The organism is Pseudomonas mohnii (assembly GCF_900105115.1).
Taxonomy (GTDB): domain Bacteria; phylum Pseudomonadota; class Gammaproteobacteria; order Pseudomonadales; family Pseudomonadaceae; genus Aquipseudomonas; species Aquipseudomonas mohnii.
Genome location: NZ_FNRV01000001.1, coordinates 773,929 through 799,425, shown reverse-complemented (window position 1 = coordinate 799,425; position 25,497 = coordinate 773,929). Strand labels below are relative to the sequence as shown.

At 61.3% G+C, this 25,497-nt stretch carries 20 protein-coding genes; 10 read left to right on the top strand and 10 right to left on the bottom strand.

Going from position 1 to position 25,497, the window contains the following annotated elements:
* Nucleotides 1-155 precede the first annotated feature (155 nt).
* The 3 genes from BLV61_RS03540 (at nucleotide 156) to BLV61_RS03530 (ending at nucleotide 4,398) form a co-directional block, all read left to right on the top strand.
* Entirely contained in the window at nucleotides 156-422 is a 267-nt protein-coding gene (locus tag BLV61_RS03540) for a ParD-like family protein (RefSeq protein ID WP_047530105.1), read from the top strand.
* Nucleotides 419-1,213, top strand: coding sequence for a type I methionyl aminopeptidase (gene map / locus BLV61_RS03535; protein ID WP_090462541.1), 795 nt, complete (start codon nucleotides 419-421; stop codon nucleotides 1,211-1,213). The genes BLV61_RS03540 and map overlap by 4 nt, the downstream gene beginning before the upstream one ends.
* 287 nt (nucleotides 1,214-1,500) lie before the next feature.
* Nucleotides 1,501-4,398: a sensor domain-containing phosphodiesterase gene (locus BLV61_RS03530; protein ID WP_090462539.1), complete on the top strand. Its 2,898-nt coding sequence runs from the start codon at nucleotides 1,501-1,503 to the stop codon at nucleotides 4,396-4,398.
* 252 nt (nucleotides 4,399-4,650) lie between these two features.
* On the opposite strand, the gene BLV61_RS03520 is transcribed toward BLV61_RS03530, so the two are convergent.
* Complete coding sequence (locus BLV61_RS03520; RefSeq protein ID WP_047530100.1) at nucleotides 4,651-4,950, bottom strand: DUF4189 domain-containing protein; 300 nt, start codon at nucleotides 4,948-4,950, stop codon at nucleotides 4,651-4,653.
* Between the two features lie 223 nt (nucleotides 4,951-5,173).
* Between BLV61_RS03520 and BLV61_RS03515 the strand changes: the two genes are divergently transcribed.
* Complete coding sequence (locus tag BLV61_RS03515) at nucleotides 5,174-5,869, top strand: tRNA (adenine(22)-N(1))-methyltransferase (protein WP_279627435.1); 696 nt, start codon at nucleotides 5,174-5,176, stop codon at nucleotides 5,867-5,869.
* 144 nt (nucleotides 5,870-6,013) lie between these two features.
* Here BLV61_RS03515 and BLV61_RS03510 read toward each other — a convergent pair whose 3' ends face one another.
* Nucleotides 6,014-6,676 carry a hypothetical protein gene (locus tag BLV61_RS03510; RefSeq protein WP_047530098.1) on the bottom strand — a complete coding sequence of 221 codons (663 nt, stop codon included), beginning with the start codon at nucleotides 6,674-6,676 and terminating at the stop codon, nucleotides 6,014-6,016.
* A gap of 239 nt (nucleotides 6,677-6,915) precedes the next feature.
* Between BLV61_RS03510 and BLV61_RS03505 the strand changes: the two genes are divergently transcribed.
* On the top strand, nucleotides 6,916-7,914 hold the full coding sequence (locus tag BLV61_RS03505) for a bile acid:sodium symporter family protein (protein WP_090469723.1): 999 nt from the start codon (nucleotides 6,916-6,918) through the stop codon (nucleotides 7,912-7,914).
* 29 nt (nucleotides 7,915-7,943) lie between these two features.
* Here BLV61_RS03505 and BLV61_RS03500 read toward each other — a convergent pair whose 3' ends face one another.
* The 6 genes from BLV61_RS03500 to BLV61_RS03475 all read right to left on the bottom strand — a co-directional run bounded on the left by BLV61_RS03500 (nucleotide 7,944) and on the right by BLV61_RS03475 (nucleotide 17,624).
* Nucleotides 7,944-8,927 carry an AraC-like ligand-binding domain-containing protein gene (locus BLV61_RS03500; RefSeq protein WP_047530096.1) on the bottom strand — a complete coding sequence of 328 codons (984 nt, stop codon included), beginning with the start codon at nucleotides 8,925-8,927 and terminating at the stop codon, nucleotides 7,944-7,946.
* A 95-nt stretch (nucleotides 8,928-9,022) separates the two neighbouring features.
* Nucleotides 9,023-11,113, bottom strand: a complete 2,091-nt coding sequence (gene capA, locus BLV61_RS03495; protein ID WP_090462533.1) for a caprolactamase subunit alpha — start codon at nucleotides 11,111-11,113, stop codon at nucleotides 9,023-9,025.
* A 39-nt stretch (nucleotides 11,114-11,152) separates the two neighbouring features.
* Nucleotides 11,153-12,898 (bottom strand): caprolactamase subunit beta, encoded by a 1,746-nt coding sequence (gene capB, locus BLV61_RS03490; RefSeq protein WP_047530092.1) that lies wholly within the window; start codon nucleotides 12,896-12,898, stop codon nucleotides 11,153-11,155.
* Nucleotides 12,899-13,078: 180 nt separating this feature from the next.
* Nucleotides 13,079-14,440 (bottom strand): purine-cytosine permease family protein, encoded by a 1,362-nt coding sequence (locus tag BLV61_RS03485; RefSeq protein WP_090462529.1) that lies wholly within the window; start codon nucleotides 14,438-14,440, stop codon nucleotides 13,079-13,081.
* Nucleotides 14,441-14,607: 167 nt separating this feature from the next.
* Nucleotides 14,608-16,395, bottom strand: coding sequence for an IlvD/Edd family dehydratase (locus tag BLV61_RS03480; RefSeq protein WP_047530089.1), 1,788 nt, complete (start codon nucleotides 16,393-16,395; stop codon nucleotides 14,608-14,610).
* A gap of 47 nt (nucleotides 16,396-16,442) precedes the next feature.
* Nucleotides 16,443-17,624 (bottom strand): fumarylacetoacetate hydrolase family protein, encoded by a 1,182-nt coding sequence (locus BLV61_RS03475; RefSeq protein ID WP_090462527.1) that lies wholly within the window; start codon nucleotides 17,622-17,624, stop codon nucleotides 16,443-16,445.
* Nucleotides 17,625-17,738: 114 nt separating this feature from the next.
* On the opposite strand from BLV61_RS03475, the gene BLV61_RS03470 reads away from it, so the two are divergent.
* From BLV61_RS03470 to BLV61_RS03450, 5 genes are all read left to right on the top strand, one after another.
* Nucleotides 17,739-18,689: a LysR family transcriptional regulator gene (locus BLV61_RS03470; RefSeq protein WP_090462525.1), complete on the top strand. Its 951-nt coding sequence runs from the start codon at nucleotides 17,739-17,741 to the stop codon at nucleotides 18,687-18,689.
* A 152-nt stretch (nucleotides 18,690-18,841) separates the two neighbouring features.
* Nucleotides 18,842-20,422, top strand: a complete 1,581-nt coding sequence (locus BLV61_RS03465; protein ID WP_090462523.1) for an aldehyde dehydrogenase (NADP(+)) — start codon at nucleotides 18,842-18,844, stop codon at nucleotides 20,420-20,422.
* An 89-nt stretch (nucleotides 20,423-20,511) separates the two neighbouring features.
* Entirely contained in the window at nucleotides 20,512-21,894 is a 1,383-nt protein-coding gene (locus BLV61_RS03460) for an MFS transporter (protein WP_090462521.1), read from the top strand.
* On the top strand, nucleotides 21,891-22,631 hold the full coding sequence (locus tag BLV61_RS03455) for an SDR family oxidoreductase (RefSeq protein ID WP_090462519.1): 741 nt from the start codon (nucleotides 21,891-21,893) through the stop codon (nucleotides 22,629-22,631). The genes BLV61_RS03460 and BLV61_RS03455 overlap by 4 nt, the downstream gene beginning before the upstream one ends.
* Nucleotides 22,632-22,668: 37 nt before the next feature.
* Entirely contained in the window at nucleotides 22,669-23,517 is an 849-nt protein-coding gene (locus BLV61_RS03450; RefSeq protein WP_090462517.1) for an ureidoglycolate lyase, read from the top strand.
* 133 nt (nucleotides 23,518-23,650) lie between these two features.
* Here the strand turns inward: BLV61_RS03450 and yghU are convergent, their stop codons facing one another.
* Complete coding sequence (yghU, locus tag BLV61_RS03445) at nucleotides 23,651-24,490, bottom strand: glutathione-dependent disulfide-bond oxidoreductase (RefSeq protein WP_090469720.1); 840 nt, start codon at nucleotides 24,488-24,490, stop codon at nucleotides 23,651-23,653.
* Between the two features lie 193 nt (nucleotides 24,491-24,683).
* Nucleotides 24,684-25,451: a metallophosphoesterase gene (locus BLV61_RS03440; protein ID WP_090462515.1), complete on the bottom strand. Its 768-nt coding sequence runs from the start codon at nucleotides 25,449-25,451 to the stop codon at nucleotides 24,684-24,686.
* Nucleotides 25,452-25,497 lie beyond the last annotated feature (46 nt).

The following is a 25,497-nucleotide window of genomic DNA, read 5'->3' as shown; positions in this document are numbered from 1 at the left end:
TGGTCATCGCGCCCCTTGATTGGGGCGTTTCCATTTATATCGAACGCTTTATAACCCTGGGGGAGCGGGGCGCGCCCCCATTTCATGACGTTGATTTGATTCCATGCTCGAACCGGTTAATATACGGTTCATATGCATTTCATATAGTGGAAGTCATGGGAATCGTCAAAATTTCAGAAAACATGCATGAGAACCTGCGCGTCGCCAGCGACGCGCTGAGTCGCTCGATCAATGCGCAAGCCGAACACTGGATGCGCATCGGGATGCTCGCGGAATTACATCCAAACCTCGATCACAGCGATATTTGCCGCTTGCTGATTCGTGCCGAATCGGCGGGCGGACTGGATCTGAAACAGCTCTGCGCTGTCGCGGATATCGCTCAAGGCTCCCAGCCCCATGCAAGCTCAGGAGCCAGTCAATGAAGGCGAACGTCAGGATCAACAGCCTCGCGGAAATCGCCCAGTCGCGCGCTGCAGGCACGCTGGCCGCCGAAGTACTGGCCATGATCACTCCCCATGTGAAAGCCGGGGTCACCACCAACGAACTCGATCGGCTCTGTCACGACTACATCGTCAACGTGCAGAAAGCCATCCCGGGCAACATTGGCTATCACGGTTTCCCGAAGACCGTGTGCGCATCCGTCAACGAAGTGGTCTGCCATGGCATCCCTTCGAACAGGACGTTGAAGGATGGCGACATCGTGAACATCGATATCGCTGTCATCAAGGATGGCTGGTATGGCGATACCAGCCGCATGTACTTCGTTGGCGAGCCCAGTGCGCAGGCTCGGCATTTGGTCAAGACAACCTATGAAGCCATGTGTGCCGGCATAAGTCTCGTCCGCCCCGGTGCCACGTTGGGCGACATTGGTCATGCCATCCAGGCGGTCGCGGAAAGGGATGGGTTCAGCGTTGTGCGCGAATACTGCGGCCATGGTATCGGCAAGATCTACCACGACGAGCCGCAGGTCCTGCATTACGGTTATCCGGGCCAGGGCCTGAAATTGAAAGCCGGGATGATTTTCACCATTGAGCCCATGCTCAATGCGGGCAAACGTCATGTGAAAACCCTGGCGGATGGCTGGACGGTGGTCACCAAGGATCAATCGCTATCGGCCCAGTGGGAGCACATGGTGGCCGTCACTGACGATGGTTTTCAGATTTTGACTCCCTGGCCCGATCGTAGCGACGAATATCCCGCCATCGGGCAGTAGCCGTTCAGGTACACGGAAGACAGGATCTGTCTTCCGTGCATGGCGCTAGTGACTGCAACGGTGACTGGTCGGGCGGCACTGACGCAGAGACGAAAAGACAGCGAGTAAAGAGTTCCGGCTAATAATCGACAACTTTCGGCGAGCAATTTGTTGTCTGTCTCATTGTTGGCGTCAAAGCAAATAAAACCATTGAAAAAAATCTCCATAAGCTATAAACAAAAAGCTCACTGGCATATTGCTAGCAAACAGTAAGTGAGCATTGCCAGTTTTTGGCTCAGGGAGCGCTGATGAGTGTTCGTCAATTGACCGACTCCCCGCGGCAATCGAACGACTGCGACGTTGTCGCATCTCAACCAAAAGGGACGTCGGGTACTGTCGGCATGGCTTACGCTGGCAACGAGCACATGATCCAGCAAATGCTGGACTCAGCGCGCAGCTGGGCCCACACCTCCGCGTGGGCGGTTTACCGCGCCGGTGAACAATTGCATCGGGTCGGTCAGGGTGACGCCTGGATTCAGTGGCCGTCCAGCATCCCGAACGAAGAGTTCGACGCCTTCTGCCGGACCCGGCGATTGCACCGCTGGCCCACCGGCAAGGGCGAAAGTGAATTGGGTTGGCTACTCGCGCCGGTCAGCGAGGCCGCAGACCCGGCGCTCGCCGACTTTGCCCTGCGGCTGGGCATTCAGGTCCAGACCAATACCCTTGCCCGGGCGCAGATCACTCAGCGAGTGCTGTATGAGATTACCTACCTGGCCAGTTCGACCCGAGACCGCTCAGTGTTTCTGGTGGGGGTTCACCGGCTGCTGGCCAGCCTGATCGATGCCGAGAACTTCTATCTTGCGCTGTATGACCCCCATAGCGGCAAGATCGACTACCCGTATTACGTCGACATCATCGACGTCGATGCCCTGGAGTCCGAAAACTACGAATACCTTGACCCTTCGCACCTGTCGTTGACCGGGCAGGTATTGACCACTGCCCAGCCATTGCTGATCGACGCCGCCGGTATCCTCGCGGCTGAAGCCGAAGGCCGTTTCTACTGTGTGGGTGACCGTCCCGAGTTCTGGATGGGCGCCCCCTTGAAAAATGCCTCGGATGACGTGTTCGGCATGCTCGCGATGCAGGTCTACGACGTTTCTCGTATCTACAGTGCTGAAGATCGCGCGCTGTTCCTTGTGGTGGCACGCCACGTCGCCATGGCCCTGGACCGGATTCTGCACCGCGAGGACCTGGAAGAAACGGTGATGCGTCGCACCCTGGAGCTTTCGGCACTCAACGAAGCCTTGACGCAGGAAGTGGCGGATCGAGAGCGCGCCGAACACCTGCAGAGCGCGTTGTTCCAGATCGCGGAGCTATCGAGTCAGCCGGGCGACATGGCTGAGTTGTTTCAAACCTTGCATGGCATCGTCGGTGATTTGCTGTTCGCGCAAAACTTCTACATCGCGCTGTTCGACGACGCGACCAGTGAAGTGACCTTTCCCTATTACGTCGATGAGCGGCAGACGACCCGCCCGGCAGCGCGACGTGGGTGCCGGGGCTTGACTGAATACGTTATTCGTCAGCGCCGACCTTGCCTGATTGACGCTGACAAAGCCGAGCGACTGGCGGCCGAGGGTGAAATAGAACTGGCCGACGAGTCCGTCCGATCCCACTCCTGGCTGGGCATTCCCTTGTTCGATGGCGACGTGGTGCGTGGCGTGCTGGCGGTGCAAAGCTACACCTCGCAGGTTCGCTATACCCTGCGGGATCAGGATCTGCTGACGTTCGTGTCGCGGCACATTGATACGGCGTTGTCGCGGCGCACGGCTGCCGAAGCGATCCACGCCGCCAACCTCAAGCTGGAAGCGCGGGTGCAGAACCGCACCCGCGAACTCGATCACGCCAATGCCAAGTTGCAACACGAAAACTCCCACGATGCGCTGACCGGGCTGCCGAATCGCACTTACCTGCAACAGCGCCTCAATTCGGCCTGGTCGCAGTTCGGCAGGGAAGGCGGGCACCTGGCGGTCATGTTCATCGACCTGGACCGTTTCAAGATGGTCAACGACAGCCTCGGCCACCATTTTGGCGACCTGCTGTTGATGCAGGCCGCCCATCGTCTGCGCGGATGCCTGCGCGACGCCGACATGCTGGCGCGCCTGGGGGGCGATGAGTTTTCGGTCCTCGCCCCCGAAGCGCCGCTGGACGTGGTGATCGAAATCGCCGAACGGATCCTCGTGGCGTTTGACCTGCCGTTTTTCATCAATGGCTACGAAGTGTTTTCGTCCTGCAGTATCGGCATTGTCAGTGCCGACAGTCAGTTCCATCACGAACCGGCGGATTTGCTGCGTGATGCCGACGCGGCGATGTACCGGGTCAAGAGCGCCGGGCGCGACAGTTACGCGGTGTTCAACCAGGAAGTGCGCCGGGAAGTCTCGGACCAGGTGGAGCGCGAAGGGGCCTTGCGCAACGCGCTCAAGCGTACGGACGAACTGCTGCCGTATTTCCAGCCGATTGTCAGCGTTGAAAGCGGCGAATTGCTGGCCCTTGAGGCACTGGTCCGCTGGCATCAACCGGGCGGCCGGGTGATCGCGCCGGGCGAGTTCCTGCCGGATGTCGAGGGTTTGCGCCTGATCGGCCGGCTGGATCTTTACATGCTCACCAGCGTTGCAATGATCCTCGCACAACCCGAGCACGCCAATTGGCCTGCGGTGCACGTCAATTGCTCCAGCTACAGCATGACGCGCCCGGACTTCGCCAATGAAGTGTTGGCGCTGCTGGCGCGACACGGGGTCGAACCGTCACGCATTTGCCTGGAGTTGACCGAAGGTGCGCTGGTCGCCGAGCCGGCGATTGCCCGGCTGACCATGCAGCAATTGGCCGACAACGGTATGTCGGTGATGCTCGATGACTTCGGCGCCGGGTTCTCTTCCCTGAGCTATGTGCATCAATACCGTTTCAGCGGCTTGAAGATCGACAAGTCGTTCATCCTCGAACTGACCACCAGCGCCCGCAGTCGCGCGATCGTCCGGGCGATCGTGCGGATGGCCGAATCGCTCGACCTCAGCGTGGTGGCCGAAGGTGTCGAGGATCAAGCGACGCTGGACTTGCTGCGCGAAATGGGCGCAGGGCAGGCCCAGGGATATCATTTTGCCAAGCCCATGGGACTGGAGGCGTTGCTGGCCAGTTCGCTGATCGGTCACTAGGGCTTGTCGGCGTTTTGCATCGGGAGAAACCGCGATTCAGCGCGGTAGAAGCGTTTTTTAAGGGGCATTGCAACGTGGGCACCGTCCTCTGTAGGAGCGAGCCTGCTCGCGATGAGCTGGAGAACACCGCGGGGCGTCAGGTTCCCCGCGTTATCGTTCACGACCATCGCCAGCAAGCTGGCTCCTACAAGTATTGCATTAGCTTTGTATCCCGGGATTCCGTGAAGAACCTATTTTTTTGCTGCCGCGCCATTACTTTCTGCATTGCGCCAACACCACTTGGCAAGTGTCCGGCGTGCCACCGGACCGCCCGGCATAGCGTATGCAATTGTCCAGGGATTTTTTGCGAGCCATGTTCAAGGTGTCGCCCCATGCCAGACCGCCTTCACCGGAAGTGGGCAGCGCTTTTGCGTAACAGTTCGAGCCGGTGCTCGACGTCGAATAGCGAGCCTTGGCGGCTTTGCCTGAACATCCCGCTGTCAGCACCAGGTTGAGGGCGAGCAACGAGGGCAAGACCCATGACCAGCCTTGTCGTGTGGTGTTTGTGGTCATCCCGTTGCCCCCCGTATCAAACGGCTCAAAGCGTGATTGCGATCATACTGCACTCGGGCTGGACGGTGTTGCGCCTGACCTGGGTGACCTGCCGGGGGAAGGGACGGACGGGGGCAAACCATGGCCCTGGTCGCCGGGATTTGAAATCCAGGGCGTTGCTCGACAGAATTGCGTCCCGATCCGGCCTGCGGTGCTGGACGTTCGTAGTGAAAAGGGGCTGCAGTTGAACCAACAGACATTGTCCATGCGCCTGGAGCGTGTGGCGGCGCATGTGCCAGCCGATGCACGCCTGGCCGATATCGGCTCGGATCACGCCTACTTGCCGGTGGCATTAATGCGTCGTGGCGCCATCGCGGCGGCGGTGGCCGGCGAGGTGGCATTGACGCCACTGCGCTCGGCCGAACGCACCGTGCGCGAGAACGGCCTGGAGCAGTGGATCACCGTGCGCCTGGCCAATGGCCTGGCGGCGATCGAGCCGGGAGACGGCATCACGGCGATCAGCCTCTGTGGCATGGGTGGCGAGACGATCCGCGACATCCTCGACAGCGGCAAGGCGCGCCTGAGCGGCCGGGAACGCCTGATCCTGCAGCCCAACGGCGGCGAGCAGCCGCTGCGTCAATGGCTGATGGACAATGGCTACCGAATCCTCTGCGAGGAAGTGCTGCGGGAAAACCGCTTTGACTACGAAATCATCGTCGCCGAGCGCGACGGACCGGTGACCTATACCGCCGAGGAGCTGTACTTCGGCCCGCTGCAGATGCAGGCACGCAGCCCGGCGTTCCTGACCAAGTGGCAGCGCCTGCTGCGCCATAAACAGCAGACCCTGACCCACTTCGCCCGGGCGCGACAGGCAGTGCCCGAAGAGAAGGCCGAGGAAATCGCCCGGCAGGCCCGGTGGATCACTGAACTGCTGAATTGAGCCCGGCCCATGGTTCCTGCGAAACGTCGCCGAGCGGACTTGGGCAACATGACGCGGCGCCGTGGTTTGTCTGCTGCCTTATCTGCGATTCACACGCTCCGTTCAGACGCATCTCACCGGGTTTGATCCCGTTCAATCCGGCGGTCATTCGGCCAATAAATTCAAGCTCGGACATACCAGGCGTACCATCTTGTCCGCCTTGCGCCGATAGTTCATGTTTTCGTCCGAGGTCCAGACGTAAGCCTTCAACCAGATCGTCATGTTCAGGTATTGAAACCGGATGCAACTTTCACCATCGAGTTTTTTCAGCGTTCGCTTGACCTTGCGCTCACGCTCGAACACGGTGGCAACCAGGCCGACCCGATAGTCCAGTGCATTGTCCTGCAGGGCTTTGACGGACCGGAAATCCGCGTCGGAGAATCGGTAGTAGTGACCTCGTTCAAGTTCGAGTTCGGTTTTGATCTCGTCATTCTCGTGACTGTACGGATGACTGTGATAGTCCCCCAGATAGCAAACTTCCGGGAAAAACGTATCAATGAAGCCTTGTTTCAGGTCCTGAGCCTCATCGGTATAAATGACGGAGTTCTGATCTCTTTCAACGGCGGTGGAAGTGTCTGCCAATACCACTCGGTACATCATCTGGGTGCCGATGGTTCGCTGACAGTACCCCCACAAATGCCCGAACGTTTCGACTTCCGCCGCCGAGTCGCCGTTGGTTAAGACATGTTCCAGTTTGTAGGCTTCCAGTGCTGACGTGACGATACTGAAAAACGCTTGTTCGGATATTGAAACAACGGAGTCAATCATGACGTTCCTTAGTCATTCAGAAGGTGCATTGCGACAGGAATCTATAGAAGAATGAAGAGGTTGTCAGTTGAATAGTGGCGAAATGATTCCTATGAGGTCAGGCGCCGGAGTGGCATGAGCTTCAACTGACATGGCCGGCATGTCCTTTAGTCGACATCTGCTGGCTTGTTAGCGTTAGTCGGTAATCCGCCAGCGGGTTAGAGTCGTCGATACCTTCCTGGCAAAACCGGATGATCCTGATGACGCGCCCGCGCTTTTTACCCGACAACTTCACCCTGACCCTGGTCGGCGTGGTCCTGCTCGCCAGCTTGCTGCCTGCCAGTGGCCAGGTGGCGATAGGCTTCGGCTGGCTGACCAACATCGCCATTGCCCTGCTGTTTTTTCTGCATGGCGCCAAATTGTCCCGCGAATCGATCATCGCCGGCGCCGGGCACTGGCGCTTGCATTTGCTGGTGTTCAGCCTGACCTTCGTGCTGTTTCCGCTGCTCGGCCTGGCGCTCAAGCCTGTCCTGTCGCCGTTGATCGGTGATGACCTGTACATGGGCATGCTCTACCTCTGCGCGCTGCCTGCCACGGTGCAGTCGGCGATTGCCTTCACTTCCCTGGCACGCGGCAACATTCCGGCGGCGATTTGCAGCGCGGCGGCATCCAGCCTGTTCGGGATTTTCCTCACGCCATTGCTGGTGACGTTGCTGTTGAACGTGCACGGCGACGGTGGTTCGACCCTCGATGCAATTGTGAAAATCAGCGTGCAACTGTTGCTGCCGTTCGTGGCCGGGCAGATCGCACGACGCTGGATCGGCGCCTGGGTCGGGCGCAACAAGAGTTGGCTGAAGTTCGTCGATCAGGGCTCGATTCTTCTGGTGGTCTATGGGGCGTTCAGTGAGGCGGTAAACGAGGGCATCTGGCACCAGATTCCGCTGCGGGACCTGGCCGGGCTGGTGGTGGCTTGCTGCGTGGTGCTGGGGCTGGTGTTGGTGGCGTCGACCGTGCTGGGCAAGGCCTTTGGCTTTAGTCAGGAGGACCGCATCACCATTCTGTTCTGCGGCTCGAAGAAAAGCCTGGCGACCGGGGTGCCAATGGCCCAGGTGTTGTTCGCTGGCAGCACCATTGGCGTGTTGATCCTGCCGCTGATGTTGTTCCACCAGATTCAACTGATGGTCTGTGCGGTCCTGGCGCAGCGCTACGCCAATCGCCAGGAGTCGGTGGCGGAACTGATGGGCCAGGTCGATCCTTAATGCTCAAGGGCCGGGATCTGACTCCCGGCTCAGACACACAGCTTCGATGCACCCGGTGTCCGCGCGGCACCGCTGCGCACTTCCCTGGCGGTGCAGCCGAAATGCTGGCGAAAGCTTCGGGTGAATTGCGCCTGATCACTGAACCCCCAACGCATGGCCAGTTCGCCGATCGACAGGTGGCAATTGGGGTCGTGCAGGCCTCGGTGGACCGCTTCGAGGCGGCGCAGACGAATCCATTCGCCGAGGCTGTAAGGCGTGCTGCTGAAGAGTTTGTGCAAATAGCGCACGGACAGGCCGCAAGCCTGCGCGATCACTTGGGGCGCCAGGTCCGGGTTGCCCAGTTGTTTGTCGACGTAATGTTCGATGCGTTGCAAATGCATGGCCGCCAGGTTCGAACTTTCACTGCTAAGCACTCGCTCATCGTCGCGCAAGGCCATTAACAAGGTTGAAAGTGCCTGCTCCAAGAGCATGTGGCGGGCGGGTTCGTCACACTCGTCGAAGCGGGCGGCACACATCGCCAGTTGATCGACGAAAATCCGTCCGAGTGCGCGCTTGGCATCGAAGCAGAAGCGGGTGTAGCGCTCGGCCCCGCGCAGTTGGCCATGCAACGCGCGTTCAGGGAGCTTGAACACCCAGAGGTCGTTGTCGCTGGCATAGTGAAAGCGGTAGGGGGCATCGCCACGCTCGAAGATGAATCCGCCGGGCTGGCAATGCAGGGCGCGGCCGTCCTGCTCGAAATGCACTTCGCTGCGACGCGGTACGGTGACCAGGTAGCAGGCTTCATGATCTTCACTGACCTGGGCCTTGCTGCGCGAATAGCCGAGCTGACTGGAGCGCAAGCGTGACAGGGTCAACGGGGTGCTGCCGGTTTCCCAGATCTGCAGGCTGCCGCTGAAGGTGCTGCTGGGGGCGAACTCCAGGGACAATGGGAAATAGGCGCTGCCGATGGCCTGGGCCCAGAGCGGCTGGCGTTGACTGTCGGGCCAGGAGCGGGTGGAAAGTTTGTACGCCATGGCGGCCCTCGTATCTTTTTATTATGAGGACGGTGCCGAGGTAGAGAACCCTCGGCACCGCTGGTTTGCCATCATTTGCCAATGCTTACGGGCGGTCAATCATCAGGCGTCAGCCGGTAGGTGGCCGAGGGCGCAAGCGTCGCCTGCCAGCCCGGAGGAACGACGATGTTGGTGGTCGACTCTTCGATCACACAAGGGCCTCGCACCCTTTGCCCGGATTGCAGGCGGTCACCGTTGTACACCGGGGTTTCCTGCCAGGGCGATTGGGCGCTGAACAGCATCGACCGGTAGCCGCTCGCCTGGGGGGCGGCGTCTTCGTCGGGCGCCGGCAGCTCCGGCATCGGTGGGCGTTGCAGGCGGGCAATCACCGAACACTCAAGGTTGACCAGCTCGGCGGGGCTCTCAGGCTCGCTGTAGGAAAACAGTGCCTTGTGCCGCGTGTGGAACGCCTCACGCAGGGCCACCAGACTCGACTGATCCAGTTGATCGCAGGTCAGCTCGACGCTGCATTCGTGAATCTGGCCGAGGTAGCGGATTTCCAGGTTGTACAGGCATTCCACCTTGTCGTCGGCACCGAAGCCATCGTCGCGCAGGTTGTTCATGCCGCGCTCGCGCAAGTCGCGCAGGGTCTGGTTGAGCAAGGGCAGGTCGACCAGATCGTCGTCCAGGCGCATGGGCAGGGTGGTCAACTGGTCGTATCGGATGTCCGAGAGAATCTGCCCGTAGGCGCACAGCCCGGAAGCCACCTTCGGAATCAGTACCACCTGGCTGCCGATTTCCTCGGCCAGACGCATGACGTGCATGCCCGCCGCACCGCCCGCACCGATCAGGGCGAAGTCCCGTGGGTCATAACCACGCTCCACCGAGACCCGGCGAATGCCGCTGACCATGTTCAGGTTGACCAGGGTGATGATGCCGATGGCCGCACGTTCGACACTGATGCCCAAAGGCTCGGCGATTTTGCTCCGGATCGCGTCGATGGCCGCTTTACGATTGAGGCGAATGCTGCCGCCCAGCAGCGCGCCGTCGGCCAGGTAGCCCAGGGCCAGGTTGGCGTCGGTCACGGTGGGCTCGGTGCCGCCCTTGCCGTAGCACACCGGGCCGGGGTTGGCACCCGCGCTGCGCGGGCCGACCTGAAGCATGCCGAAGTCATCGAGGTAGGCAATCGAGCCACCACCGGCACCGAGGGTTTCCACCTGGATCATCGGCACGCCGATGCGATAGCGCAGGAAGTCGGTGTCCTTGCTGAAGTTGGTGTGCCCGGATTTGCTCAGGGTGATGTCGAACGAGGTGCCGCCCATGTCCACGGTGATCACGTTATTGATGCCAAATGGCTGCGCGACACACAACCCCGCTTGCGGCGCGGAGGCCGGGCCGGAGTTGATGGCATTCACCGCCCGCTCGCGCATCACCACGCCCGGCGCCAGGCCGCCGTTGGACTGGAAGTAGCGCGTCGGTTGTTGCGCGCCAAGCTCCTCGAACAGCGCGTCGATCCGTTCGATGTAGCGGCCCATGACCGGGCTCAGGTACGCGTTGACTACAGCGGTCGAGGTGCGGGTGTATTCGCGGATCTGCGGGAAGACCTCGCTGCCGGTGCAGACGAACACCCCCGGCAATGCCGCGCGCACCATGGCGGCGGCGCGCAGTTCGTGGCTGGGGTTGCGCACCGACCAGACGAAGGAGATGGCCACGGCCTTGACGTCTTGTTCGCGGAAATACTCGATGGCCTGGCGAATCGCGTCTTCATCGAGCGCGGCGTATTCGCTGCCGTCACTGAGCATTCGGCCACCGATGGGTCGGCGCAGGTGACGGGGCACCAGCATGTAGGCCGGCGGGTAGCTGGCGTCATAGCGATGCCCGTCTTCCTTGTGGCCCAGGCGGATTTCCAGGCTGTCCTCATGGCCGTCGGTGCACAGCAGGCCAACCTTGACCCCGGTCTTTTCGATCAAGGCGTTGAGGGCCACGGTGGTGCCGTTGATGCACAGGTCACAGTCGCCAATGATCTGGGCCGGCGTGCGGCCAATGGCATCGGCGATTTGCGCCAGCCCGTTGCGGATCGCGATCGTGCCATCCTGGGGCGTCGAGGGTGCCTTGAACAGCTGCACGTTGCCGGTGCGGTCGGCGAGGATGAAATCGGTGAAGGTGCCGCCGGCGTCGATGCCCAGACGATATTGTTGCTTGCTCATGATGAGGGATTCCAGATTGCTCAAAGGGGCCGGGCTCGATTAGTTCGCCGCACGGCAGGCGTGGGTCGCGGCGTCATCGACCTGGCCATTGCTGTCGATCACCACGCCGTACTCCAGGCGCGCGCCTTCGCGGGATACAAGGCCGTTGCGCACATCGTTGACGACGCTGGCCACCGGGCGACGCAGCGGATTGCCGTAGCCACCGCCGCCAGGGTTGACGTTGATCACCCGTTCGCCCGGTTGCGCGGTGAGTTGCGCGTTGTAGATGAAGGACTGTTCTTCACCATCGGCCTTGCGGTGGATCAGCCGCCCCAACTTCGGTTCGAGCAGGACGTTATTTGCGCCCGCGGCCCCCGATGTCGGCAGTTGCCGACCCTCGCCAAAACCCACCACCGTCATGGCGTGGTTCAGCGGTTCGATTTCGATGCGCGTACCCGAGCCACCGCGAAATTCGCCGGCACCACCGCTGTCGGTCATCAGGCTGTAGCGATGGATGAGGATCGGGTAGGAGTACTCCAGCAATTCGATGTCACCGGACATCAGCGCGCCAAAACAGCACAGCGGACCGCACGCCGGCCAACCGTCCATGGCCTTGTTCGCACCGGCACCGGAGATGATCGACGCGAGCACCATGGTTACGTACTCGTCGTTGCCATTGCGCGGGTCGTGGCCGGCAATGTTGATCCCGCTGGCGTGGCCCCAAGAGGCGGTCACACGGTCGGGAGCGGCTTGTTCCAGGGCCTGGCGCACCGCATCGGCCAGGGTTTCCATCGGCGTGGTGGTGCTGTTGACGTGGGGCGCCGGTTCCTGCGCGTTGCACAGGGTGCCCGGCGGGCCGAGATCGACGGACACGCAGCGGTACAGCCCTTCGTTATACGGCGGCGGCACCTGAGCGAACATCATCAGCCCCAGGTAAACCCCGGACACCGAGTTACCGGCATACGAGTTGATGAAATAGGGCACCTGGGGCGGACTTTCGATGAGGATGTGCGCTTCATCACCCCGAATCTCTACCTGCGCGGTGATCGACAGTTCGCCCAGCCCATGGCCCGAGTCTTCCAGCACCGCGGTGCCGGTGTAAAAGCCGTCCGGGACGTCACGCAGCAAGGCACGCATGTGCCGGTCCGCCATGTCCTTCAACTCGGCGATGCACGCGCGCACCTGTTCCACGCCATAGCGATCGAGCAATTCGAGCAAATGCCGTTCGCCGACGTTGCAGGCGCCGTATTGAGCGTTGAGATCGCCTTCCTGATAGGCACGGGCACGCATGTTGGTCAGCAGCAGGTTGATCACGTCCTCACGGCGCTTGCCCCGCGACCATAGTTTCACCGGCGGGATGCGCAAACCTTCGGCGTAGATTTCCTTGGCTTCGGGGTTGTAGCCGGCGGGCACCGGGCCGCCGATGTCGGTCAGGTGGCCTTTGCAAACGGCCCAGAACACCAGTTCGCCCTGGTAGAACACCGGTTTGTACATGCAGCAGTCGAGGATGTGGCTGCCCATGTAGGCCGGATCGTTGTGATAAATCACATCGCCTTCTTCGACCTCGTCACCGAAGAAACCGGCGACGCATTTCATTGCCGGAATCAGCGAGCCGAGGTGAATCGGGATGTCCTGGCCTTGCAGGATCATTTCCGGAAGGTGGTCAAACAGTGCATTCGAATAGTCGTGAGCCAGGTTGAAAACGCTCGAACGACCGGTTTTCTCAAGGGTGATGGTCATTTCGCGTTGCGCGGTTTCCAGCGCGCCTCGCACGACGGCCAGGGTGATCGGATCTACTGTACTCATGGGTCACCAGAAATCTTGTTGTTATCCAGGTGAAGGTCAGGACGAACGTCTAACCCACGACACCAAACTACCTGCTCGAAGCCTTGGCTGGCTTGGCGCAAAGCGCACTGGAAGTTGATTGCCCGTGCACTGTTGGTGGGTTTGCGTTCGCCTGAAGATGGTCATTAGTGAACGTAGGGGTCAGCCGCAACTGGCGCGCACGAACCAACTGCGCCTGGCGTTGTTCAGCAGCAGCCAATAGGCGCTGAAGGCGCTGAGGAAGGTCACGGGTGCAGACCAGGTGGCCAGGGCCGCATGGCCACAGTTGAGCAGCGCAATGCCCAGGGCGGCGGCAAGGAACCACGCCCCGAGGCCACAGGGGTTGAAGGCGCTGACCCTATCCACCTGGTATTCGATCCGGTCCTGGAACAGCAGGGGGTAGCGGGGCGAGAAAATGTGCGCCAGGGCAATCGCCACCCAGGCCACCACGAAGATGCTCTGGTACGACAGCGCTTGCAGGATGTAATCGAAAACGTTCAGGCGCATCAGGGTGTAGACCAGCACGCCGACGGCGATGGCCCAGGCGATGTAAGGCACTTTCGCCAGTCCGATGCCGCCGAAAAAGGCCTGCATGTTGGTGGCCGCCAGGTAGAAGTTCGCCGAATTGATGCGCGTCTGGCTGATCCAGACGAAGATCAGGCCCCAGATCCCCATCAGCTCGACGATCGCCATCACCACCGACACCTCGCTCAGGCCGCCGGGGGTAGGAATGGTTCCGGCCAGGAAAATCCCGACCAGGCCATTGATCAAAAAGGTGAAGGTGTAGAAGGGCAGGCCGAAGTTGAAGCGGGCATGGTAGGTGGCGTCTTCCTTGCGGCCGAAACGTGCGTAGTCCCAGGTGTACATCATCAGGATCCACACGCCCATGAAGTAGCTGAAACAATCCCACCAGCCATTCGCCACCGGGCCGCTCGCCGGTCCCATCTGCAGCCAGGCGGCGCTGTAGCCGTATTGTTCGATGGTCACCACTACCAGCGCGACCAGACCGATCAGGTAGAAGGGCAGCAACACGCCGTTGAGCTTGTCCATCCAGTTTTGCACGCTGCCGAAAATCAACGGCACGCTGTACAGCACCACCAACAGGTAGGCCTGATTGATCGACAAAGTCGGCACGTACTGTTGAATTGCAATGGCAATCACCGAGCCTTCGAACACGCTGTAATAGGTCGCGGTGGCGAAGAAGATCAAGGTCGCGAGGGTCGCGCCCTTGCGCCCGAACAGGACCCGCGAAAACAGCGCGACCGACAGTCCGGTCTTGATTGCATAGCGCGCAATCACGCCATTGATGGCGGCGTAGGTCACGACCGACAACAGCAGGCCAATGATCGCGTTTTGAGTGCCGAAGGTCATTGCCAGGGTGGCGGAAACGACAAGCCAGAACATCGCGCTGCAAATGCCCCACCAGGCCATCGTCAGCGAGCGTTGACTCATGCGGTGTGTGTCGGCGACGGCGGCGACCGAAAAATCGGTGCTGTCGCCCTGTTTCTGAAGGATGGCGGCCATGGTTCTTCTCTTGTTTTTGGATGAAGAACCAGGATGGTAAGAGTCCTTTGGCGCCGAATGATTGCTATTGGCGGCCCTGTCTTTTGTCGTGGAGTGAAGCGTATGGACAGTCACTACGGCCTGCCAACCCGGCCGGCGCCGGGACAGCAGAGCCGTGCTGCGTCCCGTCAGTGCGAATGCCGGGGCTCGCCGCCACTGCGGGCGATGACTCGCAGGTGCAGGGTCGCCGGTTCCAGGCAGCCGCCGGTGGACAGTTGCCCGACCAGTTGGCGGTATAGCTCCTGCCAGGGGGTTTGCGAGGCGGGGATGTTCGGCGTCCACTCGGCGCGGCGCCGCGCCATTTCGGCTTCATCGACCAGCAGGTTGACCGATCTGGCGTTGAGGTCGACGCGCAGGCGGTCGTTGGTTTTCAGCAACGCCAGGCCGCCACCGACCGCCGCTTCCGGCGACATGTTGAGGATCGACGGGCTGGCGGAAGTGCCGCTCTGGCGACCGTCGCCCAGGCAGGGCAGGGAGTCGATGCCTTGTTTGATCAGTGCCGCCGGCGGTGCCATGTTCACCACTTCGGCACTGCCGGGATAGCCCACGGTGCCAGCGCCACGAATCACCAGGATGCAGCGTTCGTCGATATCCAGCGACGGGTCGTCGATTCGCGCGTGATAGTCCTCCGGCCCTTCGAACACGATGGCCCGCGCTTCGAAGCTGTTTTCCGCGCCGGGTTCGGACAGGTAGGTCTTGCGGAATGCCTCGCCGACCACCGACATCTTCATGATCGCGCTGTCGAAGAAGTTGCCGCTGAGCACGATGAAACCGGCGCGGTGCTTGAGCGGGGTCTCGAAGGGATAGATCACGTCGGCGTTGCTGGTCAGGGTGCCGCTGACGATTTCACCGATGGTCTTGCCGCTGACCGTGGCGCAGTCTTCGTGCAGGCGCCCGGCTTTTTGCAGTTCATGCATGACCGCCGGCACACCGCCCGCGCGGTGGAAACCTTCACCCAGGTATTTACCGGCCGGCATGCAGTTGACCAGCAACGGCACGTCTTCGCCAATGCGCTGCCAGTCATCCAGGCTCAATTCCACGCCCATGTGCCGGGCGATGGCGATCAGGTGCGGAGGGCAGTTGCTTGAGGCCCCCAGTGCCGAGGCCACGGCAATGGCGTTCTCGAAGGCCTCGCGGGTCATGATCTGTGACGGGCGCACATCCTGCATCACCAGTTCGCAGATGCGCTTGCCGGTGGCATAGGCCATTTGTCCGCGTTCCCGATAGGGCGCCGGAATGCTCGCGCAGCCGGGCAGCGACATGCCCAGGGCTTCGGCCAGTGCATTCATCGACAGGGCGGTGCCCATGGTGTTGCAGTGGCCCACCGAAGGCGATGCTGCGGTGGTCATTTCCATGAAGCCTTCGTAATCGATTTCCCCGGCCGCCATCAGATTGCGTGCGTGCCAGAGCACGGTGCCGGAGCCGATCAGTTCACCCTTGTGGTGACCGTCGAGCATCGGCCCGCCGGACAGGACGATGGAGGGCAGGTCGGTGGTTGCGGCGGCCATCAGGCAGGCGGGGGTGGTTTTGTCGCAACCGGTGGTGAGCACCACGCCGTCCAGTGGGTAGCCGTGGAGGATTTCCACCAGCCCCAGATAGGCCAGGTTACGGTCCAGCGCGGCGGTCGGTCGACGGGATTGCTCGGCGATCGGGTGCACCGGAAACTCCATGGGAATGCCCCCGGCGTCACGAATGCCGGCCTTGACCCGCTGGGCCAGTTCCAGGTGATGGCGGTTGCACGGCGTCAGGTCGCTGCCGGTCTGGGCGATCCCGATGATCGGGCGGCCCGACTGCAACTCTTCACGGGTCATGCCGTAATTCATGTAGCGTTCGACGTACAGGGCAGTCATGTCCGCGTGGGCAGGGTCGTTGAACCATTGCTCGCTGCGCAGGCGGCGTTTTGGAATGTCACTCATGATCGGGTCTCTCTTGTCATTGGATGAATCGACAATCTGGCGTGGCTTCAGCGCGCGAGCAGTCCTCGGGCTGCCAGGTTACGCAGCAGGGCGTTCACACCAAAGGTCCAGGGCTCGGCGTCACAGCTGTGAGTGACGCGGTTGTGCAGACTGCCGAGCAACGGACTGCTGATGCTGACCCGGTCGCCGAGTTTGTGGGTGAAGCCGCTTCCGGCATGATCGCGATCCTCGGTCGGGGCGAACAGAGTACCGAGAAACAGCAGGAAGCCGTCAGGGTATTGGTGATTGGCGTTGAGGGTCTGGCTGGCCAGGTCCTGCGGGTCGCGGCTGATCTGGTTCATGGAGCTCGAGCCCTGCATCCGGTAACCGTCTTCGCCCTGCACCTCGAGGTCGACCACGCAGGCACGCACGTCGTCGAGGCTGAAGTGTTCATCGAACAGGCGAATGAACGGCCCGATGGAGCATGAAGCGTTGTTGTCCTTGGCCTTGCTCAGCAACAAGGCGCTACGGCCTTCGAAATCCCGCAGGTTCACATCGTTGCCCAAGGTCGCGCCATGGATCTGGCCACGGCTGTTTACCGCCAGCACCACTTCCGGTTCCGGGTTGTTCCACTGCGAACCGGGGTGAATGCCGATGCGGCTGCCGCTGCCGACGGCGGCGAGTACCGGTGCCTTGGTGAAAATCTCCGCGTCCGGACCGATACCGACTTCAAGGTATTGCGACCACATGCCCTGTTCGATCAGCAAGGCTTTCAAACGCATGGCCTGCTCGGAGCCGGGGACGATCGAACGCAGGTTGTCACCGATGACCCCATGCACGGTGGCGCGAACGGCTTCGGCCTTTGCAGCGTCACCGCCGGCCTGCTCCTCGATCACCCGTTCGATCATGCTGGCGGCGAAGGTGACACCGGCCGCCTTGATCACCTGTAAATCCAGGGGCGGCAGCAGGTAAGGCCTGGACAGGTCCGCATCGGGGCCCGTGTTGGCCAGCAGGGCCTCGACACTGGCGATGAAGGTGCCGGGTGTTTGGCGTACGGCCGACAGCGGCGAGTCCGATTCCAGCAAGTCGCTCAAGGTCGCGAAACGGTCCGACAGATCGAACACACCGTCCGTGCGCAGAACAATCGGCGAAGGCCCGGCGATCCGGCCGGGAACCCAGGCGCGGCCGATCAGAGTACCGGCCACACCGTCGACCGGCAGTGTGTTTTCAGGAGTAAGCAGTGGCGACATGAGGAATCTTCCTGGTTCGTAAAGCCTTCACGCTAGGGCGGCCAGTCGATAAACTCCAATGAGATATATTCAGTATTCGATAACTTCCGGTTATTGCTTCTTCGGGGAATGCCCATGTCAGAACTGTCCTTTTCCAGCGTCTGCGGCTGGCTCAAATTCCGCCACCTGTTGCTGATCGACACGCTGGGGCGCACGCGCAACATGCACCTGGCGGCGCAGCAGATGAACCTCAGCCAGCCGGCCATCAGCAAGATGCTCAAGGAAATCGAAAGCCTGCTCGGCTTTGCCCTGTTCGAACGCCAGCCGCGGAGCATGCCGCCCACGGCGCTGGGCGAGCATGTGCTGCGTTACGCGCAGATCGCACTGAACGATGCCCGCTCGTTCGTCGAGCAGATCGGCAGTCTGCGCGAGGGCGGTCATGGCCACCTCAAGGTCGGCGGGATTTTTGCCGCCACTGCGGTGGCGCTGCCGGAGGCGATCTTGCAGATCAAGCAACGCTGGCCCTTGCTGTCGATTGAAGTGGTGGAGCAAACCAGTAATCACCTGATGGAAATGCTCGAAGAGAAAAAGCTCGATCTGGCGGTTGCCCGCTTCACCGATCAAAGCCAGCAGCAGCGCTATGATTTCCAGCCACTGGCGCCCGAACCGTTCTGCATTGTGGTCAACAGCCGTCATCCATTGGCCGACGCTGGCCCGACCTCGTTGCAGCAATTGGTGGATTTGCCCTGGATTCTCTATCCGGTCGGCACGCCGATTCGCGCACGCATGGAGCTGGCCTTCGCCGAAGCCGGGGTAGGGATGCCGAAAAACACCGTCGATACCATTTCCATGCAGACCTTCCTCCAGGTTCTGCAACGCGGGGCGATGATCGGTATGTTGCCCAATGCCATGGTCAATCCGCTGCTCGACAGCGGACAGTTGAAAACCCTGGATACGCCATTGCACCTGGTGCCACAGGACTACGGCATCCTCACGCGCAAGGGCGAGCATCTGCTCGGTTCGGCCCTGGAGTTCGCCGAAATCCTCAAGGAAAACGCGCGGCTGGCCAGCGATACGGCCCATTGAAACGTGCCGGCTCCTGCGGGGCTGGCCGTTGCCAGAAAAACGCGATTTTCGATAACGTTTCGTTATCGGTTAATCCAAAAATGCCATTGGGAAAGAATCGGTTCGCGACAGTAGAGTATCGACCAGCTTCCAATCAGGGTCAGGAGACTGTCATGCCCGAACTGTCCGGACACAATTTCATCGCCGGTGGCCGTAGCGCCGCCGGGTCGGTGGTGCTGCACAGCATTGATGCGACCACCGGGCAACCACTGCCCACGGCTTTCATTCAGGCTACGGTCGAGGAAGTGGACGCCGCTGCCTCGGCTGCCGCCCAGGCCAGCCCGATTTATCGCAATCTGTCCGCCGAGCGCCGGGCACAATTTCTCGAAGCGATCGCCACTGAACTGGATGCGCTGGGCGATGATTTCGTCGCCCTGGTCGGCCAGGAGACCGCGTTGCCAGCCGCCCGTATCCAAGGCGAACGAGCCCGTACCAGCGGTCAGATGCGCCTGTTTGCCCAGGCGTTGCGGCGCGGTGATTTCTACGGCGCCCGCATCGATCTGCCGCTTCCGGCACGCCAACCGTTGCCGCGAGTCGATCTGCGTCAATGCCGCCTGGGCATCGGCCCGGTGGCGGTGTTCGGCGCCAGCAATTTTCCCTTGGCCTTCTCCACCGCCGGTGGTGACACCGCCGCCGCGCTGGCTGCTGGCTGTCCGGTCGTGTTCAAGGCCCACAGCGGGCATATGGCGACGGCGCAACGGGTCGCCGAAGCGATCATTCGTGCCGCCGAGAAAACCGGGATGCCGGCGGGTGTGTTCAACATGATTTTCGGCGCCGGCGTCGGTGAGGCGCTGGTCAAGCATCCACAGATTCAGGCGGTCGGCTTCACTGGCTCGCTCAAGGGCGGTCGGGCGCTGTGCGACATGGCGGCTGCACGTGCGCAACCGATCCCGGTGTTCGCCGAGATGAGCAGCATTAACCCGGTGCTGGTCCTGCCCGAGGCCCTGCAAGTGCGTGGCGAGCGTATCGCCAGCGAGTTGGCCGCGTCGGTGGTGATGGGCGCCGGGCAGTTCTGTACCAACCCCGGCCTGGTCATCGGCATACGCTCTGCGGCATTCACCCGCTTCGTACAGACACTCAGTGCCCTGATGGCCGATCAACCGGGGCAAACCATGCTCAACGCCGGTGGTCTGCGCAGTTATGTGCACGGTTGCGAAACCTTGCTGGCGCATCCGCAGATCACCCACCTGGCCGGGCAGGCGCAGGCAGGCAATCAAGCCCGGGCGCAATTGTTCCAGGCGGATGTCAACCTGTTGCTGACGGGCAACGAATTGCTCCAGGAAGAAATCTTCGGCCCGGCCACCGTGGTGGTTGAGGTGGCTGACCGGACTGAGTTACTGGCGGCCCTGCAAGGGTTGCGCGGGCAACTGACCGCCACCCTGATCGGTGAACCGGCGGAGCTGGAACAATCTGCCGACCTGGTGGCCGTGCTCGAACAGAAGGTCGGCCGCGTGCTGGTCAACGGGTATCCCACCGGCGTGGAAGTCTGCGATGCCATGGTTCACGGCGGCCCCTGGCCGGCGACTTCCGATGCCCGTGGCACCTCGGTGGGCACCCTGGCCATCGACCGCTTCCTGCGCCCGGTGTGCTACCAGAACTTCCCCGACGCCTTGCTCCCCGAGGCGCTCAAAAATCGCAATCCACTGGGGCTGACGCGCCTGGTCAACGGAGAGAAAACCACCCAGGCGCTGTAGCCAGCATCACCGCCGAGTGAACCGCTCACTCGGCGTAACCCATTCGATAAAAACAATCAGGCATGTCCACATGCCCAGGGGTTACCTCCATGCAAACCATATCCGAGCATTTGCCCGCGCAGGCGCACGCCAGCGAACAAGACTTTGAAGACCGGACCTACCGCAAGGTCATCTGGCGCATCCTTCCCGTCCTGCTCCTGTGCTACATGGCCGCGTACCTGGACCGGGTCAACATCGGCTTCGCCAAGCTCGACATGCTCAACGAGCTGCAATTCAGCAACACCGTCTACGCCTTGGGCGCCAGTATGTTCTTCTGGGGCTATTTCCTGTTTGAAGTACCGAGCAACCTGTTGCTGCATCGCTTCGGCGCACGCTTCTGGATCGCCCGGATCATGTTGACCTGGGCCGTGATCTCCATGGCCGTGGCATTCACCGTGCCGCTGGCGGGCGTGTTCCACATCGAATCGAGCACGATGTTCTACGTGCTGCGCTTCCTGTTGGGCATTTGCGAAGCGGGCTTCTTCCCCGGGGTGATTCTGTACCTCAATTATTGGTTTCCGACGCACCGCCAGAGCCGCGTGATGTCCGGCTTCCTGATGGCCATGCCGATCAGCCTGACCCTGGGCGGAATACTGTCCGGTTGGTTGATGAACAGCATGCAAGGCGTGCACGGCATGTCCGGCTGGCAGTGGATGCTGATCATCGAGGGCATTCCTTCGATCATCATGGCGTTCGTCGTGATCGTCTGCCTGGCGAACAACATCGACTCCGCCAAATGGCTGTCCGCAGCAGAGAAGGCCTTGCTCAAGGCCAATTTGCAAACCGATAACCAAGGCAAGGCTTCACGCCTGAGCGAAGTGTTCTTCAATCCACGGGTGTGGTTGCTGGTACTGATCCTGCTGACCTTCAATACCGGCTTTTACGGCCTGGCGTTCTGGATGCCCTCGATCATCAAGAGCACCGGTATCACCAACAGCCTGCACATCGGTTTGCTGACCGCCATTCCTTACGCGGTGGCCGTGGTCGCGATGCTGCTCAACGCGCGGCACTCCAACCGTACCGGAGAGCGACGCATGCATGCGGCGATTCCGGCGTTCATCGGTGGCGTGGGGCTGATGCTCAGTGCCTATTTCGCCGACAACCTGGTGCTGTCCGTGCTGTTCCTTAGCGTATCCGCCTCGGGGATTCTCAGCCTGATGCCGATTTTCTGGACCCTGCCGGGGACAGTCTTGTCCGGCGTCGCCGCAGCGGCCGGTATCGGCATGATCAACGCCTTCGGCAACCTGTCCGGCTTCACGGGGTCGATGATCACCGCCGTGGCGGAAAACCTCACCGGTAATATCAACAACGGCACCTACGTATTGGCGCTGTGCCTGTTTGTCAGCGGTGGGCTGATCCTGGCCATTCCCGCCTCGATGCTCGGCCGGTCCCCGAAAGTCGCCATCGCCACCGCCAAACTTGAAACAGCATGAACATGCAACACAAGCGGGTGCTGGTCACGGCGGCCGGGCAGGGCATCGGCATGGCCAGCGCCATCGCCTTTGCCCGGGCCGGTGCCGAGGTGTTTGCCAGTGATATCGATATCCGCGCGCTGGAGGGCGTCGAAGGCATCACCGCCCTCACGCTGGACGTGACGTCGGCGAGCGCCATCAGCCAGGCCAGTGAACGTATCGGTGGCCTGGATGTGCTGTTCAACTGCGCTGGCTACGTGCACAGCGGCAACATCCTCGAGTGCGACGAAGCGGCCTGGGCGCGTTCGATGGACATCAATGTCACCGCCATGTACCGGATGATCCGCACGTTTCTGCCGGGCATGCTGGCGCGTGGCGGCGGCTCGATCATCAACATGTCGTCGGTGGTGTCCAGCATCAAGGGCGTGCCCAACCGGTTCGCCTATGCTGCCAGCAAGGCGGCGGTGGTGGGGCTGACCAAGGCCGTCGCGGCGGACTTCATCGGCCAGGGCATTCGCTGCAACGCGATCTGCCCCGGCACCGTGGAGTCTCCGTCGTTGCGCCAGCGTATCTCGGCCCAGGCGGCACAACAGGGCGTCGACGAAACCCGGGTCTACCAGCAATTCCTCGACCGCCAGCCGATGGGGCGTATCGGTAGCCCCGAGGAAATTGCCCGATTGGCCCTGTACCTGGGCAGCGACGCTTCCAGCTACACCACCGGTGGTGTGCATGTCATCGATGGCGGCATGAGCATCTGAAACCGGTCTGTATTTTTCGATCAAGCAGGAGAACCCCATGAAACTGTTGCGTTATGGCGAAAAAGGTTCGGAGAAACCCGGCCTGCTGGATGCCGACAATCGGCTCCGCGACCTCTCGGGTCATGTGCCGGATATCGCCGGACAGGTCCTGTACCCGGACAGCCTGGCGGCGCTTGCGGCCATCGACCCGCTGAGCTTGCCCCTCGTTGAAGGGCAGCCACGGATCGGTGCCTGTGTCGGGCAGGTCGGTAAATTTATCTGCATCGGTTTGAACTACGCCGACCATGCGGCCGAGTCGAACATGGAAGTGCCGAAAGAGCCGATCATCTTCAGCAAATGGACCAGTGCCATCGGCGGCCCCAATGACAACATCGAGATCCCTCGCGGCTCGCTCAAGACCGATTGGGAAGTCGAACTCGGGGTGGTCATCGGCAAAGGCGGGCGCTACATCGACGAGGCGAACGCCATGGAGCACGTCGCCGGTTATTGCGTCATCAACGACGTGTCGGAACGAGAGTGGCAACTGGAGCGCGGCGGCACCTGGGACAAGGGCAAAGGCTTCGACACCTTCGGCCCGCTCGGCCCGTGGCTGGTGACCCGCGATGAAGTCGCCGATCCCCATGTGCTGGACCTGTGGCTGGAGGTCGACGGCCACCGCTACCAGCAAGGCAATACGCGGACATTGATCTTCACTGTGCCACAGCTGATCGCCTACCTCAGTCGTTGCATGAGCCTGCAACCTGGCGATGTGATTTCCACCGGCACGCCGCCTGGCGTGGGCCTGGGGATCAAGCCTGCCCCTGTCTTCCTGCGCCCCGGCCAGACCATTCGCCTGGGAATTACCGGCCTGGGTGAGCAGCACCAGGTCACCGTGCAGGCGGATTGATCGGAACGCTGGCCCTGATTCCGGCATGGCCGCCACTTCCGTGGCGTAATGGTCATGTCGTTGGCAAGCGTCCCAGTCGATCTTGCCGCCGACTGGTGACGCTGCTGGTTGAGGCGGTGGCTAGCGGGCGCCGTTAATTCAGATCTTCAGCCTGATGCCGTTCAGGCACCTGGCTCGCCTCGTCCCCCCACGTCCGGTTGACACGCTGGCCCCGAATGACCGCAGGCCGGTTGGCGATCTCCTCGGCCCAGCGTTGCACATGGGTGTACTCATGCGCAGACAAAAACTCGGCAGCCGAGTACACGTTGTCCCGTACCAACTGGCCGTACCAGGGCCAGACCGCGATATCGGCGATGGTGTAGCGGTCACCGGCCAGGTACGGGCTTTGGGCAAGACGGCGGTCAAGGACGTCCAACTGACGCTTGGCTTCCATGGCGAAACGGTTGATCGGGTACTCGAACTTCTCCGGCGCATAGGCGTAAAAATGCCCGAACCCGCCACCCAGGTAGGGCGCCGCACCCATCTGCCAGAACAGCCAGTTCAGGGTTTCGGTACGCCCTGCGGGATCGGTGGGCAGGAAGGCGCCGAATTTTTCCGCCAGGTAAAGCAGGATCGAACCGGACTCGAAGACACGGATCGGCGGCTCGACGCTGCGGTCCAGCAGTGCCGGAATCTTCGAGTTCGGATTGATCTCGACGAAGCCGCTGGAGAACTGATCACCCTCGCCGATGCGGATCAGCCAGGCGTCGTACTCGGCGCCGGTTTTGCCCAGCGCCAGCAGTTCCTCAAGCAGGATGGTCACCTTCACGCCATTGGGCGTGGCCAGTGAATAAAGCTGCAGGGGATGCTTGCCGATCGGCAACGCCTTGTCATGGGTCGGGCCCGCGATCGGGCGGTTGATGCTGGCGAATTGGCCGCCGGACGGGGCGTCGTTTTTCCAGACCTTTGGTGGGACGTAGGGCTTATTGCTCACGAGATGGACCCCCATAGTGTGTTTGCTGTGATCACGTGGTTCGTGGACTCAATACCACCCGGGTGCGGCGGTCAAGCCGATACTGCGCGCGTCCTGGTAGACAGGGCTGTTGTACCTCGCGCGTGCGGCGGCCATGGCGGGAAAGCAGCTGAATGTCGAATAGGGACGACCCTCGGCGCGCATGATTGACGCGTCAGGTATCCAGCTCAATCACACAGGCATCATCAAAGTCCGGGTTTTCATTGATGCCATTTTTTGCGTAGCCCCGGGCATTGCAAATGACGCGGGTGTTGCCCACCCGATAATCAAAGCTCCCGTGGGTGTGGCCATGCAACCAAAGCGCCGGCTGCCAGTCCTTGATCCGCTGTTCGAGGTCTGAAACAAAACTCGAATTGATCGGTGAATTCGCGAAGGCCGGGCTGATGCTCGAGCGTGTCGGCGCGAAATGGGAAACCACCACCGTGGGAAGGGCGCTGTCGCGGCTGAAGCATTCATCCAGCCAGGCGACGGTCTGCAGGAACATCAACTGGGAGATGGCCGGCGTGAACAGGTCCGGAAAATCGGGGGAGATTTTGATGTGGCTGAAGTCCCGGATGAGCGCCGTCGCCAGGTCTACGCCCTGGGCCCGGTCCTGTGCGTCATCGAACAAACGATAGTCAGACCACAAGGTGCAGCCCAAAAACCGTACGCCGTCGTGGACATACTCCGAGCGCTCCAATACGTGAATCCCTGTGCCTTGGGACAACCGTTTCAACTGCTCGCAGGTGGAGGTCAGGTCGCTGCCATAAAACTCATGATTGCCGGCGACGTACACGATCGGAGCAGGACAGGCTTTGGCCCACTCGATGGCGGCGGCCGGCCGGGCGATGTCTCCGGCGAGCACGACAATATCGGCATCCACGACGGGAAAAGGGATCGCGTTGACGGACAAGTGGACATCGGACAGCAAAGCAATGCGCATTGATCAACTCCGTCGTGTATTGAAGGGCGTTTCATCTTAACCCTTC